General features: G+C 39.9%; 12 protein-coding genes. 8 read left to right on the top strand and 4 right to left on the bottom strand.

Going from position 1 to position 16,114, the window contains the following annotated elements; translation table 11 throughout:
* Positions 1 to 21 precede the first annotated feature (21 nt).
* The 5 genes from NSS70_RS18700 (at position 22) to NSS70_RS18680 (ending at position 5,795) form a co-directional block, all read left to right on the top strand.
* On the top strand, positions 22 to 1,056 hold the full coding sequence (locus tag NSS70_RS18700) for a zinc-binding dehydrogenase (protein WP_063388865.1): 1,035 nt from the start codon (positions 22 to 24) through the stop codon (positions 1,054 to 1,056).
* 105 nt (positions 1,057 to 1,161) lie between these two features.
* The gene (locus NSS70_RS18695; protein WP_066251194.1) at positions 1,162 to 1,344 is read left to right on the top strand and encodes a hypothetical protein; all 183 of its coding nucleotides are present in this window, start codon (positions 1,162 to 1,164) and stop codon (positions 1,342 to 1,344) included.
* A gap of 24 nt (positions 1,345 to 1,368) precedes the next feature.
* The gene (locus tag NSS70_RS18690) at positions 1,369 to 2,424 is read left to right on the top strand and encodes a galactitol-1-phosphate 5-dehydrogenase (RefSeq protein ID WP_066251196.1); all 1,056 of its coding nucleotides are present in this window, start codon (positions 1,369 to 1,371) and stop codon (positions 2,422 to 2,424) included.
* A 1,114-nt stretch (positions 2,425 to 3,538) separates the two neighbouring features.
* On the top strand, positions 3,539 to 4,597 hold the full coding sequence (locus NSS70_RS18685) for a BtaManbiosPhlase (protein WP_327848109.1): 1,059 nt from the start codon (positions 3,539 to 3,541) through the stop codon (positions 4,595 to 4,597).
* Between the two features lie 256 nt (positions 4,598 to 4,853).
* A complete protein-coding gene (locus NSS70_RS18680) occupies positions 4,854 to 5,795 on the top strand; it encodes an MTP-1 family protein (RefSeq protein ID WP_063388861.1) in 942 nt (313 codons plus the stop codon).
* 422 nt (positions 5,796 to 6,217) lie between these two features.
* Here NSS70_RS18680 and NSS70_RS18675 read toward each other — a convergent pair whose 3' ends face one another.
* Both NSS70_RS18675 and NSS70_RS18670 read right to left on the bottom strand, forming a co-directional pair.
* Complete coding sequence (locus tag NSS70_RS18675) at positions 6,218 to 7,510, bottom strand: MFS transporter (RefSeq protein WP_063388860.1); 1,293 nt, start codon at positions 7,508 to 7,510, stop codon at positions 6,218 to 6,220.
* A gap of 1,250 nt (positions 7,511 to 8,760) precedes the next feature.
* The gene (locus NSS70_RS18670; protein WP_340882248.1) at positions 8,761 to 9,732 is read right to left on the bottom strand and encodes a 2-hydroxyacid dehydrogenase; all 972 of its coding nucleotides are present in this window, start codon (positions 9,730 to 9,732) and stop codon (positions 8,761 to 8,763) included.
* 691 nt (positions 9,733 to 10,423) lie between these two features.
* Here NSS70_RS18670 and NSS70_RS18665 point away from each other — a divergent pair.
* Complete coding sequence (locus tag NSS70_RS18665; protein ID WP_340882246.1) at positions 10,424 to 10,864, top strand: hypothetical protein; 441 nt, start codon at positions 10,424 to 10,426, stop codon at positions 10,862 to 10,864.
* 277 nt (positions 10,865 to 11,141) lie between these two features.
* On the opposite strand, the gene NSS70_RS18660 is transcribed toward NSS70_RS18665, so the two are convergent.
* A complete protein-coding gene (locus tag NSS70_RS18660; RefSeq protein WP_063388773.1) occupies positions 11,142 to 12,323 on the bottom strand; it encodes an IS701 family transposase in 1,182 nt (393 codons plus the stop codon).
* A gap of 119 nt (positions 12,324 to 12,442) precedes the next feature.
* On the bottom strand, positions 12,443 to 13,363 hold the full coding sequence (locus NSS70_RS18655) for a LysR family transcriptional regulator (protein ID WP_063388857.1): 921 nt from the start codon (positions 13,361 to 13,363) through the stop codon (positions 12,443 to 12,445).
* 156 nt (positions 13,364 to 13,519) lie between these two features.
* Between NSS70_RS18655 and hpaB the strand changes: the two genes are divergently transcribed.
* Both hpaB and hpaD read left to right on the top strand, forming a co-directional pair.
* Entirely contained in the window at positions 13,520 to 14,980 is a 1,461-nt protein-coding gene (gene hpaB, locus NSS70_RS18650) for a 4-hydroxyphenylacetate 3-monooxygenase, oxygenase component (RefSeq protein WP_130156676.1), read from the top strand.
* A gap of 153 nt (positions 14,981 to 15,133) precedes the next feature.
* Entirely contained in the window at positions 15,134 to 16,114 is a 981-nt protein-coding gene (hpaD, locus tag NSS70_RS18645) for a 3,4-dihydroxyphenylacetate 2,3-dioxygenase (RefSeq protein WP_063388855.1), read from the top strand.

Genomic DNA, 16,114 nt, shown 5'->3' with positions numbered 1-16,114 from the left:
GCTTGCTGGAGGGATAAAGAAATGAAAGCTTTAGTAAAAAAAGAACTAGGATTTGGGAACTTGGAAATAGTAGATGTGGAAGAACCGAAAGTCGGACCGGATCAAGTCAAAATTTTAGTGAAATACAGCGGAATATGCGGTACGGACATTCATACGTATGAAGGACATTACAAAGTGAAAGCCCCCGTTACGTTAGGCCATGAATTTTCCGGTGTAGTAGCAGAAGTCGGGGAGAATGTAACTGAATTTCAGGTAGGAGATCGGGTAACCTCTGAAACTACTTATTATATATGCGGAACATGTAAATACTGTCAGTCCGGTGATTACAATTTATGCAGCAACAGAAAAGGGCTGGGCACGCAGCAAGATGGAAGCTTTGCAACCTATTTGATTGCACGTAAAGAAAGTGTTCATAAGCTTCCTGAAAATGTAGATTTTCTATCTGCAGCGATGACGGAGCCGCTTGCATGTGCACATCATGCAGTTAAGAAAGCTACGATTCATCAAGGTGATGTCGTTTTAGTACTCGGCCCCGGTCCGATTGGTTTATTAGTCGCTCAAGTCGTAAAAGATTTAGGAGCTAAAGTTATCATAACCGGATTAAGCAATGACAAGCTGCGGCTGGAAAAGGCAAAAGAGCTTGGACTGGATTATGCCGTAAACATTCAAGAAGAAGACGTCAAACAATTAGTCAATGAATTGACGGATGGCTACGGTGTAGACGCAGTATTTGAATGTACCGGTGCTGTACCTGCTTTGAACATGGGGCTCGATTTATTGAAAAAGAAAGGCCAATTTGTACAGGTTGGCATTTATGCAAAATCTGAAATCCCTATTGATATGGAAAAAATTATTCAAAAAGAAATTGTATTTACCGGATCTCGCAGTCAAAAACCAAGCGATTGGGAGCCGTCTTTAGCCTTGATGAATGAAAATAGAGTAAATACTAAAACACTTGTAACACATCAATTCAACATTTCTGAATGGGATAAAGCATACGAAGCAATTAAAAGCGGCGATGCAATTAAAGTTATTTTAACTCCTGTTCATGAATAATCAGTTGTTCCCCACCGCATAGCAGGTGGGGATATGTCTCATGTAAGTCTTGGCAAAGGGGAAGAAGTAAAGTATTGACAAACATGTCAATAAGAAGGTGAAAAAATGATTGAGAGCATCATAGATTTTATTCTTGGACCGTATGGGAGAATGGTCAGCGATTTTTATATTGAACATCAATTTATCATAAATTCAATCGTGTTGGCAGTTGCATTTTACAAGCTTTTCAAAAATAAATCTAAAGGTGTTCGTTCGGAGCAAGATATGAAGGTTCATAACGAAAATTAAACCATGCGGGAAAGGGAATAGGAAATGAAAGCACTAAAACTTTACGGAAAACGAGATCTGCGGTTCGAGGATGCTAGTGAACCAAGGATAGAAAATGAGAACGACGTGATCATTAAAGTAAAAGCAACAGGCATATGCGGTTCAGACATTTCAAGATATGCAAAACTGGGACCTTACGTACAAGGGATGATTTGGGGACATGAATTTTCCGGTGAAGTGGTAGAAGTTGGTCCTTCTGTCTCTCATGTAAAAGCAGGAGACAGGGTTGTCGGCTGTCCTGCTTTATATTGCGGTAAATGTGAAAGCTGCAAAAAAGGGATTTTGTCCCAATGTGAAAGCTTGCATGTTATTGGAGCCTTACAGCCGGGATCCTTTGCCGAATATGTGAAATTGCCTAGTGAAAATGTGCTTTTAATACCGGACGAGATAAGCTATGACTCCGCTGCTTTGATTGAGCCGTCATCCGTTGTCGTACACGGGCTTTACCGGACATCGTTGCAGCCGGGTGACAGCGTTGCTGTCATGGGATGCGGAACTATCGGGCTTCTCGCAGTCCAATGGGCAAAAATTTTTGGAGCAAGTGAAATCTTTGCGATTGATATCGATGATCAGAAATTAAATATTGCCAAAGAAATGGGAGCGGATTTTACGATTAATCCTCTTGAAAAATCGGCATATGATCAAATCATGGAGCTGACGAATGGAAAAGGAGTAGACATTGCTGTAGAATCAGCGGGATCCCCTGTAACTTCCGCCCAAGTTTTTTCATTAGCGAAAAAGAGAGGGCAGGTTGTATTTATGGGAATTCCATACGGAGACGTCCTAGTCGAAAGATTTTACTTTGAAAAAATCGTCCGAAACGAATTAACCGTATTAGGATCTTGGAATGCCATATCGTCTCCGTTTCCGGGAAAAGAATGGAAAACGACCATCGATTGTATGAGAACCGGAAAAATAAACGCTGAGGCGCTGATCACACATCGCATCACGTTAGAGGAAGGACCGAAAATGTTTGAAAAAATTTTAGAAAAAAAAGAGTTCATCGGCAAAGTATTGTTTTATCCGGAAATTAGGCTTTAATTTTCAGCCGCTGTTTGAGCTATGCGGAAAGCTTATTCTTGCCATTTGAACTATTGTTACCTGCTTGGAGCTTCATTTGCAAAATATACAAATGAATAAAAACAGCTGAACAAAGTCTAGCCTTCCTTATTTGGGAGGCATTCAGACTGTCGGCGAATGCTTTCATCCAGCGTCACTGGCCTCGTCCGCTCATGAACTTTTTTGGTTCGATTCGCATCTTCCCTAAAGATCAGTTCCTTGTCTGCCAAGCGTTTTTAAGACAGACTAAGGTGGAAAAAATCGAAATGAATAGACGCTTAGATGGTAGGGCTGTCCAAAAAGTCAGGGTTAACTGACTTTTTGGAGCCATTCATTTGGTACAGTCAAAATATTCCGTTGGAGAGGTGCCCAAGTTAACTGACTTTTTGGCGCCACTTCATTTTAGGGATTTATCGGACAAACCATTTTTTCCTATCTTGTTTAATCCTTCAGAAGTCTTATGAAGGATTTTTCTGATGTTCTCTTTCTGAATTACGTTCTTCAAAAGTTTTATGATGGACATTCAGCACATACAATTGCTTCTTGTTGGACTTCATTGCCTCTATGAAGGACATTTACAAATTTTATTCGATTATTTTTGTCCTTCACAGTAGTATTCCTCCCCAATCCTTCATTTTAGGAACCCATCGGACTGTCATTTTTATATAGAGAATTTTGTTTGAATTTGCTCTGTACACTCCTTGATAACCATCCCTGTCATTATGCAGTATGTCAATCTTTCGTTTGTTTTGTCACCATAAAAATAATGGCTCATCTTTCAATACATAAGTGCTGCGTTTTGCCTTGCCAATCCATTCAAGAGGTGTTTGTGGATTTTTGGACAGCTGGATTTCATGCTTTAACTCTTACCTTTGATTGAAAATTGCCATATCAACCTTGATTTTTATTCTGAATATTTATATTAGCGATGCGGCATGAATGAGATGTTCTTTGGATAGATAATTCAAACGTTGATCATGGATTGTTTAACATTCGATCACAATTGGTAACAGGAATTGAAAAGGGGACATTGAAGAAAAATAACATGGCAATTCAAAAAACTTCCTAGATTTTTTTAAAACAGGAGGCATTGGTTGTGAAAGTTTTTCGTTTTCCAGAAAATCCACTGATTGCTCCGGACGATGTAAAACCTTTTCACCGTGGACATGAAGTAATAGGAGTTTTTAATGCTGGTGTTGCCCAGTTGAACGGCGAAGTGCTTTTATTGCTGCGCGTTGCTGAACGTCCTGTCTGTACTGATCCAAATGTCGTGAAAATTTCTTATATCGATTTTTCTTCAGGAAAAGGAAAGCTGAAAGAGATGGAATTGCAAAAAAATGACAAAAGATATGATTTTTCTGACCCAAGAATGATTTTTTACAGTGATTCCATGCATAGAGCTGCCTATGTCACATCTTTATCTTATTTTCGACTTGCCCGCAGCAAAGACGGACGGAATTTCACCATTGATGATAAACCTTTCATGTATCCGGAAACTGAACGTGAAGCATGGGGAATTGAAGACCCAAGAATTACTAAGATTGGTGCATCTTTTTACATTCAGTACAGCGCAGTGTCGCCTGAAGGCATTGGAGTGGGGCTTGCCTCAACAACTGATTTTAAAACATGCAGGCGGCTAGGGTTAATTTTTCATCCTGAAAACAAAGATGTGGCCATTTTTCCTGAAAAAATTAATGGCAAGTACTATGCGCTGCATCGACCTGTACCGAAAGGAATCGGCAGACCGGAAATATGGATTGCTGAATCGGACAATCTTTTATATTGGGGAAATCATCGGCATTTGCTTAGTCTTAGCGAAAAAGGATGGGACAGCTGCCGCATTGGCGGGGGAGCAGTTCCGTTTAAAACCGATAGAGGCTGGTTGGCTATTTATCATGGCGCTGATCAAAACGACTGCTATTCTTTAGGTGCTTTGCTTCTAGACTTGAATGATCCTGGGAAAATGTTAGCTAAGACGGAGGAACCCATTTTAAAGCCTGAAGCGGATTATGAAATGAACGGATTCTTCGGTCAAGTTGTATTTACATGCGGAGCTTTGACGGAAAATGGTACAGTTCGGATTTATTATGGTGCATCGGATCAATCGGTTGCAGGTGCGGAAATTTCTCTTGAAGAAATAATGGAAAAACTTTGAAAATGTTTTATTTGAAATAGGGCAGGGCATATAAATAATTTGCTGATCTTTGTAAATGATATAATTGACGAAATACTTTTGTTATGTAAAATAATTAAAAGAATTCTTTTGAAAAGGTAAATAATATGATGAATCCATTTGTAAAATATTTTTCCCCCGTTACACATCATTGTCAAGCATCATTGGAATTGAATATGATAAAACATCAGAAAATCTTTGCTAGAAACAGAAATGCAAAAGTGTGGAGGGAGCTTTTGTGCGGTTGGAGAAAACGGGCATTAAGTCAAGCGCTAAGCTGCTAAAAGAATTTGAAAATGCTCCTCAGCCGATCAATCCACAAAAGTTAATTTTCAAAGGTGTAGGAAATAGGGACGTATATAATATCTCGGCGCCGTTTTTAGATGATGGGGAACTTGTCATAGCTGGTAGAGTAGAGCCTCGAAACAGCGAGCATTCAGAAGTATATTTCTTTGTAAATCGGGATGGAAAGTGGATTCCGAAAGAAGGAGCGCCGAAATTTCAGCTGCAGGATCCGTTCGTGACGAGAATTGGCGGAGATTTAGTTTTTGGCGGAGTTGAAATTTTTCCGCATCCCACTTTTAAAAGCTCACTTTGGTGGAGAACGCTTTTTTATAAAGGGAAAAATATTGCAGATTTAGAAAAATTCGCTAAAGGTCCTGAAGGCATGAAGGATATCAGAGTGATTGAATTAAAAGACGGATCAATTGGAGTGTTGACAAGGCCTCAAGGCGAGAAAGGCGGTCTCGGCAAAATTGGGTTTATCCGAATACCGACTCTTGATGATCTTAATCCCGAAAATCTCGAAAAAGCCACGCTTTTAGAGGGCCAATTTACGGATGAAGAATGGGGAGGAGCAAACGAACTGCATTTGCTTTCTAACGGTCTGATTGGTGTGCTCGGACATATAGCAAGCAAAGATGAACAAGGGAACCGCCATTATTATCCGATGGTGTTTGTATTAGATCCTGATACAATGAAATTTTCTGATATGGAACTCATTGCAACGAGATCCCATTTTTTGAAAGGCGCTGCCAAGCGGCCTGACCTTGTCAATGTAGTTTTCAGCGGCGGTTTAATCAGAAAAGGGGATGGAACAGCTGATCTATATGTAGGCACCAGCGATGCAGAAGCGCAAAAAATTACCATTGCTGATCCGTTTGTGAAGTATGAAAAATAAGGAAGATTGCAAAATAAAAGGTTCATTATCAAAAGGCGGGGGTGACAAATTTCCTTCCCGTTTCTAGGCGGATACGAAAGAAAAGATGTGCGTTGTTTCGGTATCCATCCCCCCTTTTTGATGAGTTTTATTTTATTTTTTCCAAAAGCAAATGGGACAAAGAATGCATGGAGGTGCTGCTTGGGTTGGAAAAACAGCAGGCACTTCATCAGAAGGCATAGAAACCATAAAAAAGATGGTAATGGCAGCATAGATTTGATAAATTAGTTTGTCTAGTCAACAATTACGATACCAGAGTTTTCGCTTTTTTATACCTATTAATGGAAAAATTATTCATTTTTATATTAACAACCCCAAGTATGGTGAGAAATAAAGCCCAGATTATCCACATGGAATGGAATAATCTGGGCTTTGTAATTTTCTTAAGCCTTTATTTGTACTTTATCATTCAGCTCTCTATTCGCTCCATCTTTTACAGACCAAATAGCTATGAAGCTGATCAATGCAGCGAAAATAATATAAATGGCAACAGGAATGTAGGAATTGTTAAATTCCACTAATAAAGCGGTTGCAATTAACGGTGCGGTCCCTCCGGCAACTGCAGCCCCAAGCTGATAGCCTAGAGATATTCCCGTATATCGAACTTTGGCCGAAAAAATTTCTGAAATCATTGTGCCGAGAACTGCATTCACAGATCCCCAAATAACGCCTAGGCCGATCACCGTTGCTAAAATTAATAAAAACACCGAATTTTGTTGAAGCATCCAAAAATATGGGAACGCATATAAAATAGTGAGTATAATTCCGCTAATATAAATCGTTTTTCGTCCGATTCGATCTGATAAGCTTCCGACGAGCGGAATGACGATTGTAGCTACGATAGAGCCTATCAGTACAGCATTTAATGCATCTGTATTATCAAAATTCAAAGTTGAAGTGGCATACGATACAATAAACGTACCAAATATATAAAACGGTGCAGTTTCCACGACTTTTGCACCCATCGCAATTAAAACCTCTTTCCAATGGTAGCGAAGAGTGTCTACCAATGGAATTTTAGCAACCTCTCCTTCTTGTTGAGCTTTTTTAAAGGCAGGCGTCTCATCAATTCCTTTTCTAATCCACAGCCCGAAAATTACAAGCAATGCACTTAACAGAAATGGAACACGCCAGCCCCATGACATAAATTGATCATGCGGCAAAAGTGACATAATTGAAAGGGCAAGGGTGCCTAAAATCAATCCTAAAGAAATTCCCATTTGAGGTACACTTCCAAAAAAACCTCTATTATTTTTTGAAGCATATTCAACAGCTAGTAAAACAGAGCCTCCCCATTCTCCGCCAAGAGCTAAACCTTGTATGAAACGCAACAGAGTCAAAAAGATAGGAGCCCAAATTCCGATCACTTGATACGTAGGCATTACCCCCATGCCAAATGTGGCAATTCCCATTAAGCTAAGGGTTAAAACCAATGTTTTCTTTCTTCCTAACCTGTCGCCAATATGGCTGAAAATAATTCCGCCAACAGGTCTGAGGAAAAACGCTAAAGCAAAAGAAGTATAGGCAATTAATAATCCGACTGTAGGGTCTTCATTAACAAAAAACAATTGGTTAAAAACTAATGATGCAACTGTTCCATAAAGAAAGTAGTCAAACCATTCAATCGCACTTCCTACTAAACTGGCAATCAATATTTTCCATTTACCCTTGACCATGGCTTTCTCCCCTTCTTCAAATTTTTCGTTATAAAATCGAATTGTTTAAACGCTTTCATTTTCACGAAGCTTTCAGTTCATTTAGAGCTTTGTCCGCCTCCTTTCATTTTATTAAATTTTCTGACAACAGATAAACAGGTCATCTGATGACCGGAAAATAGAAATATCTTTTTTTATATTAACATAAATGACATTTTTGTAAAAAGTATCTTTTTAAAAAAATTCCATTTCACGAATTATTTAACTAAATACGTAAAAAAAAGCAGATCATCCAACGTCCGATCTGCAAATAAAAACTAGCATCCATGACTGCTGAATGCTTTAAGAAAACGATTTGATTATTTCAGCACAATCATCAGCAGCGAATGAAATATAACAGAAAAAGCAGCCCATTGAAAAAGAGTGTGAGCCTCCTCAGCCTGGAGCTAAAGGCTGACCTTAGAACGGCTTGAATGAATCATTATTTATCTAGGTTTCAGCAAGCAGCAGTTTAAGGACTCACATTTTATGTTTTCAAAGAAAAAAAGCGCCTCCGTGGAGAACGCTTTTTTCTTGTGCGCCCGGCATGGGTGTAATCTATAGGGTGAAAGTCCCGAGCTGCGAAGGCAGAAGTAGCAGTTAGCTTAACGCAAGGGTGTCCGTGGTGACGCGGAATCTGAAGGAAGCGAGCGGCAAACTTCCGGTCTGAGGAACACGAACTTCATATGAGGCTAGGTATCACTGGGTGAGTTTGCAAGACAAAACAAAGCCCTTTCTGCCGAAGGTGATACAGAGTAAATGAAGCAGATGGATGGAAGGAAAGATTACACTCTTACCCGGGGAGGTCTGGCTGGCACGCCAAGTAACCTTGGTAACCTATCTAGTGATAGATAGCTGAACAGTCAGAAGTCAGCAGAGGTCATAGTATTAGTTGGTCTAGAACAACTAAGAAGGACCGAACAATTAAGAGAGAATAGCCCTTGGCATTCAGTGAGTCATGATGAACACAGAAAACGTAGTACCTCACTTGAGGGAGGAAGCGGTGAATCCCGTGGGAGATCTCTTGGAGGGTGGAGTGACCACTGGCATAAAGAGAACAGCTATTCACGGAAGTTATAAAGACTTGCGTCAATTATCTTAATTGAACCGCCGTATACGGAACCGTACGTACGGTGGTGTGAGAGGACGGGAGTTAATCGCTCCCTCCTACTCGATTGAAAAGATTTTTTGGAAAGGAGTGTTTCCGATGGTCAATGTTTGAAATTAGCAATTCACTTTCGCATCACTTCTTGATTTATTAAATTGGGCGGACATAATCCTTTCAGCCCCTTTATTAAATTTTCCGTCGCCAGTTTTGCCATTGCATACCGCGTTTCATAAGTTGCTGAGCCGATATGCGGTAATGTGACGACATTATTCATTTTTAACAGAGGGTGATCTTTCGGGACAGGTTCTTGTTCAAATACATCAAGCCCGGCACCTAAAATGAGTTTGTTTTGGAGCGCGTAAATAAGGTCTTTTTCGTTGACGGTCTGGCCCCTTGAACCGTTGATGAAAATGGCGCTTCGTTTCATCAATTGAAATTGTTTTAGCCCGATTAAATGCTTTGTTTCTGATGTTAACGGCGTCATAAGGCAGACAAAGTCTGATTGTTTTAGTAAGTCCTCAAGCTCGCAATAGGTGGCATGAAATTGTTCCTCTGCCTTTTGATTGCGGGATCGGTTATGATATAAAATGTTCATGCCAAAACCGAAATGTGCTCGTTTGGCAATGGCGGTGCCGATTTTCCCCATGCCGATAATCCCAAGTGTTTTATGGTGAACGTCAACACCAAATAAATTTTCTCCAATCGGGGCTTCCCATTTGCCTTCTTTTACGTAACGATCTAACTCCGCCATTCTTCTAGCTGTTATAAGGAGCAGCCCAAAAATTGCATCAGCCGTTGTTTCATTTAAAACATCAGGTGTATTGGTTGCCATAATGTTTCGTTTCGTTAATTCCTGAATGTCTAAATTGTCATATCCAACCGAAACATTGCTGACAATTCGCAATTTTGGAGCTTGCTTTAAAAAATGCTGATCGATTCGCATTCCTGCGCCAATAATCCCTTCAGCGTCATGTAAGTCATGCAGAAATATAGAATAGTCTTCACTGTCGGGGTAATATTTGATCTCACATACTTGTTTCAAGCTGTTTAAAATATCTTCAGGCAATTTTTTATATACTATCACCTTTGGTTTCATGTTTTTATCCTCCAAACATATATTTTACATCAAGGCGGAATCTATTATGGAAGAAATTGTGCTGCACGTATTCTAAAGGTGTCTTTTATGTGAGAAAAATGGAAGTAAGCGATTGACCGATCTAAAGTTGAGCATGGAGATTTTCCCAATTTATCTAGTAAAACAAAGAAGGTTATCAAGGCTGCTTGTCCACAAAACCTCTGTTGATTTTGCAATTTACCTCTTAACGGCGCGTTAATAATACAGGCTGCGAGCTTTCCCGCTTTTGGATCAGTTTCATAACATCTAATACAAGTTTGTCGGAGCACAGTTATAAATGGGCGCAGCGATTCAAACGTCTTGGACGAGTTTGTCTGTTTGCTGAAAGGATGATTTTCTCACTAGGTAGTGTCCCTGTCAGCTGAAAACAACTTAAAACCTAAAAGCGCTCTTCTCCGTAATCAGGACTTCTGGACATTTAGCATTATTTCATGCGTTTTTTTCAATACGTTTTCGGCAATTTCATGACCTTCAATTTTTCCTCTGTGTGCTGATTGAGAAGCAGCAATTTGTCATTCATAGATTGAAAGATACTATTTTTCAAAAATCGGTTCTTTCTACTAAATTATGTTAGTTCATTCGGAGGATGCATTTATGATCCACCCATATTATAATCAATCTGGATAATGATGGGATAGGAGGAATATTCATAATGAAAAAGAACTTCATAATAGGTGCAATAGCTGTTGTCTTAATACTTTTTGGTTTTGCTAGTTTTGGAGCAGCTCCGAAAAAAGCAGCAGGTCTTTCTCTTTTTCAATACAAAAGCGGCTATTTTACCAATTATGTCGAAACGCCAAGCTATCAAGAAAAGTGGACGAGCAGCACAAAAAATGTCTCCATCTCATACGGAAGCATTGAAGCTTCAAGTGCAGCAAAAGGAACATTTAAGCTGTATATACAAATTAAACAAAATAATAAAGGAAGCTGGAAAACGATCAAAACGATCAATGCTAACAAAAACGGCACAACCCGTTTCGATTCACCGAAATTTTCACCAAAAGATCGTTACAGATTCAAGCTCGTTAACGAAGGAACCAAAAAGAAAGTTACGTATAAATTGACATGGGCAACAACAGGATCTAAGAAGTGATGAGGAAATATATTTCTTCATCACTTTTTAGTTGATGAAAACTATCCACCGCCCAATATTTTGCGAACACAACCGTAGAATATTGAGAAAAGAAGCCAGCCTTTTAATCTAGTTAAGTCGAGGTCTTCTCTCGATTTCAATTTTAAGTCCTTGTGCCACTATAATAGACATGAATTCCAAACAAAGATTCTCTTCGGTGTGCATTTATTTATTTACTGTAGTTGAGCAATTTTCATTACAATAATTACCATGTAAAAAGAGACAAACGGAGTACCCCTTATGCCACATGAAGCTGTTTTTTAACGACATCAATGGGAATATCTTGTTTCGCTGCATCGTAAATAAACTCCACGAGGCTATGTCCTTTCTTCTTTCGAAGGAAGTCAAGCCCGGTAGAGAAATCGCTGTTGGATTCGACCATACTGTACACATAAGCGAGTTGCACCAAGATCCAATACCGTTTCACCGCCCGACGTTGACGAACGCGGTACCCATCGAGCTTCAGCTGGTCTTTCGCTTGTCGAAAAAAGCATTCGATCGACCAACGCTGGGCATAGTAGCGCAAGATCTCTTCATCGCTTAGCTCCCGGTCGGTGCTCAAGACGCAGTGAAGATGTTCAGGTGTCATCGGCTGATCGGCTTTCCAAGCCAACAACACAACGGCATCATCGAGACCTTTCAGCGCTCCCTCGTAGCGATACACGCGATAACGCTCTTCTCCCACCGTGACGAGATGGGTGTCGTTCGGTTCGATATAGCGGGCAAACTGTTTGGCTTGGATGGCGATGCCTTTTGGATAAAGAACCCGATTCGTCTTGAGCATCGCAATGACGTGGAATCCTTTTTTCAGGCAGGCTTCCACGAGTGTTTTCGATGGGTACCAAGAATCCATCAGCACATAAACAGAACCGTGCACATCCAAAGAAGAAAGCATCTCGATGGCCCATTGACCCTTGCTTTTCCCATCCGCCTTGTCGTAGAGGCGAAACGCAAAGGGAAAGGCTTGCGTCATCGTATGAACCATGAGCCAGACGAGAGAGTGTCCCCAAATCGACTTTTTGTCCGCGTGAGAATAATGCCAATTACACCCTTCAATAGCGTGTTTCGCCTGTGACGAAGGCTTCGTTTTTCGGCAGATCGTATCATCGATCGAAACAAAAATGGGGTGATTCTTTCGCTTGGCCGTTCGTTCCACATGACGAAGCATCCACTGCTGGAGTTTGCGAAGCAAGATTTCTTCATCCCAAGGGCTTTTCGTGAAAAAATGGCTCAGTGTCGTTCGATGGTTGGGATGAAAGCTCTCATGATGCAGATCGGTCAAGGTTCCCACAAATCCTTTCGTTGTCAGCGCATCGATAATATGAACGAGATGCTTCATGACCGGCTTAGAGAAATAAAGGGCCAGCCCCAACATTGCGAAAAACTTGTCGATTCCTTGGTGATGTGGTAGTCTATTCATGAGACATGAACCTCCTTGAGAATGGTTTGGTGACACATCTATTCTAATCAAGGAATCGGGTTCATGTCTCCTTTTTTGTTCGGATGTAAATTTATGTTAGTGAATTTGCTCATCTACAGTTATTTATTTGGCTGCGGTCTGCCAAGCTGATCATCAATCGGATATTCAGTTTTTAGTATCTTAATAAAATTCGCTGCACTTTTAGACAGGTACCGATTTTTTTCGAAAATTATCGATGCTTCAGCTGTAATGGATGAATCCTCAATTTCCAGCATTTGAATGTTTGGAATTTGAAAATTGGAAACGGCAGATTTTGGGACAATCGTTGCACCTACACCTTCTGCAACTAATGATAAAAGAATCGTTACATCAGGACACTCGCATAAAATTTTTGGTTCAAATCCATGCCGCGCGCATTCATTCACAACCATTTCATACTGGCCTTTCCCGCTGATTCGGTGTAATAGAAGCAAAGGCATTTCTTTTATATCTTTCATTTGAATAGAATGATGTTTATAATTCCAATGCTGCGGGATGACGGCCACATATGGATCGCTTGGCAGTTTTATTGTTTGATATTCATCGGTATCAATGGGCAATCGTATAATCCCTACCTCTATTTCTCTGCTTTTTAAAAATTCACTGATTAAGAATGTATCTCCTTCTCTTAAATGGAATTTGACATTGGGGAATTTCTCAAGAAGCTTCCGCATTGTTTTGGGTAAATAGGAAAAGCATGATTTCACACATCCTATTGATAATGTGCCTTTCGTTCCATCGTTTATTTCTTGGACTTCCAAAATCATATCATTCAATTGATGAAGGAGCTGTTTCGTTTTTTTGTAGAAAATTTTCCCGGATTCCGTTAATTCAAGTTTTTTTCCGTTCCGTTCTAATAAAATGACTCCAAGCGTTTCCTCCAATTGCTTCAACTGATGACTTAAAGGCGGCTGCGCCATATGCAGCTTTTTCGCCGCGCGTGTAATTTGTCCTTCCTCGACAATCGCTGCAAAATATTTCAGCTGTTTAATGTCAATCAATCTGATCACCTCATGTGAAGGTGCATATTTTTTTTATATACAAAACCAATTTTTTTCATATTTTTCATATATGATATCATATGTTATATTATTTTTGAAGATTCAAAAAAGTAAATCGAATTGTGGATGAAAAAATCTATTTAAGGGGGAATGAAGATGCCTGCAAAAACTGGAAAAGAGTATATTGAGCGTTTGAAGAAAGCGAAAAGCAGCGTTTACATTCATGGGGAGAAAGTTGATGACGTCACGGAGCATCCTGCATTGAAAAATGTGATTCAATCAATGGCAAAGCTTTACGATCTTCAATATGAAAAAGCTGATAAGATGCTGTATACTTCACCAACAACAGGAGAAAAAGTCGGTATAACATTTATGCAGCCTACCACAAAAGAAGAACTGATTGCAAGACGCGAAGCAATACAGGAATGGGCTCGAACTTCCGCCGGAATGATGGGGCGGTCTCCAGATTATTTAAATGCTGAAGTGATGGCAATGGGAATAGCGAATGATCTGTTCGCAGAAGATGATCCAATGTATGCGGAGAACGCAAGAAAATATTATGAATATGCGAGAGAAAACGATATTTCTTTAACACATACCCTTATACATCCGCAGATTAATCGCTCTAAAGCTCAGCATGAGCAAAAGGATGCAAATGTTTCCTTGCATTTAGTCGAGAAAAATAAAGATGGAATTATTGTTGATGGGATTCGTTTGTTGGCTACGCAAGGCGGCATAACGGATGAAATATTAGTTTTTCCTTCAACAGTTAAAAAATCAAGTGAAGGGGATGACCCGTATTCATTAGCTTTTGCAATTCCAAATAATACTCCAGGCGTAAAATTTATTTGCCGCGAAGCCTTTGACTATGGAAAAAGTCATTGGGATCATCCGCTCGGGTCGCGATTTGAAGAAGGAGATGCTATTGTTTCGTTTGAAAACGTTTTCGTTCCTTGGGAACGGGTATTTGTCTGCGGCAATTCTTCCATTTGCAACCGAACCTTCCGTGAGACGAATGCCGTTGTCCACATGTCGCATCAAGTAGTTGCCAAAAATGTAGTGAAAACTGAATTTATACTTGGAGTTGTCCTTTTAATTATGGAGGCTATTGGAATTGAACAGTTTCAGCATGTAAAAGATAAAGGAACAGAAATTATGCTGACTCTTGAGACAATGCGCAGTCATTTATATCGTGCAGAACATAATGCAAAGCTTGATAAATGGGGAACAATGACGCCGGATTTTGCTGCGCTTGATGCTGCTCGAAATTGGTACCCAAGAATTTACCCTCGTTTAGTGGAAATCTTAAGGATTCTTGGCGCTTCTGGATTAATGGCCATTCCGACAGAAGCTGATTTTAATAATGAAGAAATCGGCGATATTGTCAGAAGAGCGATGCAAGGAGCAAATATTGATGGATATGAGCGCGTTCAGTTGTTCCGTTTAGCTTGGGATATTACAATGAGCGCATTTGGAAGCCGTCAAACTCATTATGAATATTATTTCTTTGGAGATCCGGTCCGCATGGGTATGGTCTATTTTGACGGGTACGAAAAAGATTATTTCAAAGACTTGGTTCGTGAATTTTTAGGAACTACAAAAGTAACAACTGTTTAACAAACAATAAATGAAGGTGCCAAACGTTAATTGTGAAAGCGATCATGACAGCATAGCGAGTTGAACTTGACTTAATATATAATATCATATATGATTCTAGCAAACTATATTTTTCTGTATTCTCGGGGGAATTTAATAGGGAGGGACTTCAAGATGGTAGATTTTAATATTATTCGTTGTGCAAGGGCGGTACTGTTGGTGACAAATTTGGAGGCTTCACGCGATTTTTATGAAAACGCTTTAGGATTCGTTGTGACAGAGGCTGATGAAAACCATTTATATCTCAGAGGGTATGAGGAACATAATCATCACAGCCTGGTGTTGAAAAAAGCAGAGCAGCCTGGTGTGGAAGCGATCAGTTACAAGGTTTATTCCGATGAGGATTTAAACAAATTATATGACTATTTTCAACAAAAAAATATGAATCCAAAATGGATAGAAAATCAGCATGCAGTTGAAAGGGCTTTCCGTGTGCAGGATATTTCAGGTCTTCCAGTTGAGTTTTTTGCCAGAATGGACACGGTCGAAAGGCTGCTGCAAAGATATGACTTATATAAAGGAGCAAGAATACAGCGAATTGACCACTTTAATTGCATGGTTCCGGATGTACAAAAAGCATATGACTTTTACGTAAAAGAGCTGGGGTTTGCGTGTTCTGAGTATACCGAAACAGAAAATAATGAATTATGGGCTGCATGGCTGCATCGAAAACCTAATGTGCATGATTTGGCATTTATGAATGGAAACGGCCCTCGTCTTCACCATATCGGCTTTTGGCTGTCGGATCAACTTAGTCTCATTCATGCCTGTGATGTGTTAGCGGCTATGGGATATGCGAAAAATATAGAAAGAGGCCCTGGACGCCATGGTCTTTCAAACGCATTTTTCCTCTATTTGCGTGATCCAGATGGACATCGAATTGAATTATACAATGGAGATTACTTGACAAGCGATCCGGATTTTCTGCCGATTCGCTGGGATATAAATGATCCAAGACGCCAAACATTTTGGGGGCATGAAGCACCGGACTGCTGGTTTAATGAAGCATCACAAGTATTTGATATTCATAGCGGAGAGTTAGTTGAACTAAAAGAACCAAGTGTGCAAAAGCTAAAACCTGATTTTGTCATTTAA

This window comes from Aeribacillus sp. FSL K6-2848 (assembly GCF_038004325.1).
GTDB classification, from domain to species: domain Bacteria; phylum Bacillota; class Bacilli; order Bacillales; family Aeribacillaceae; genus Aeribacillus; species Aeribacillus composti.
This window is presented reverse-complemented; position numbering and strand designations above follow the sequence as displayed.

Excerpts from the sequence above, each read along its gene's own strand:
- hpaB (WP_130156676.1), top strand. The coding sequence starts at position 13,520 with ATGCCTGCAAAAACTGGAAAAGAGTATATTGAGCGTTTGAAGAAAGCG.
- NSS70_RS18665 (WP_340882246.1), top strand. The coding sequence starts at position 10,424 with ATGAAAAAGAACTTCATAATAGGTGCAATAGCTGTTGTCTTAATACTT.
- hpaD (WP_063388855.1), top strand. The coding sequence starts at position 15,134 with ATGGTAGATTTTAATATTATTCGTTGTGCAAGGGCGGTACTGTTGGTG.
- NSS70_RS18675 (WP_063388860.1), bottom strand. The coding sequence starts at position 7,510 with ATGGTCAAGGGTAAATGGAAAATATTGATTGCCAGTTTAGTAGGAAGT.
- NSS70_RS18670 (WP_340882248.1), bottom strand. The coding sequence starts at position 9,732 with ATGAAACCAAAGGTGATAGTATATAAAAAATTGCCTGAAGATATTTTA.
- NSS70_RS18690 (WP_066251196.1), top strand. The coding sequence starts at position 1,369 with ATGAAAGCACTAAAACTTTACGGAAAACGAGATCTGCGGTTCGAGGAT.
- NSS70_RS18700 (WP_063388865.1), top strand. The coding sequence starts at position 22 with ATGAAAGCTTTAGTAAAAAAAGAACTAGGATTTGGGAACTTGGAAATA.
- NSS70_RS18695 (WP_066251194.1), top strand. The coding sequence starts at position 1,162 with ATGATTGAGAGCATCATAGATTTTATTCTTGGACCGTATGGGAGAATG.
- NSS70_RS18660 (WP_063388773.1), bottom strand. The coding sequence starts at position 12,323 with ATGAATAGACTACCACATCACCAAGGAATCGACAAGTTTTTCGCAATG.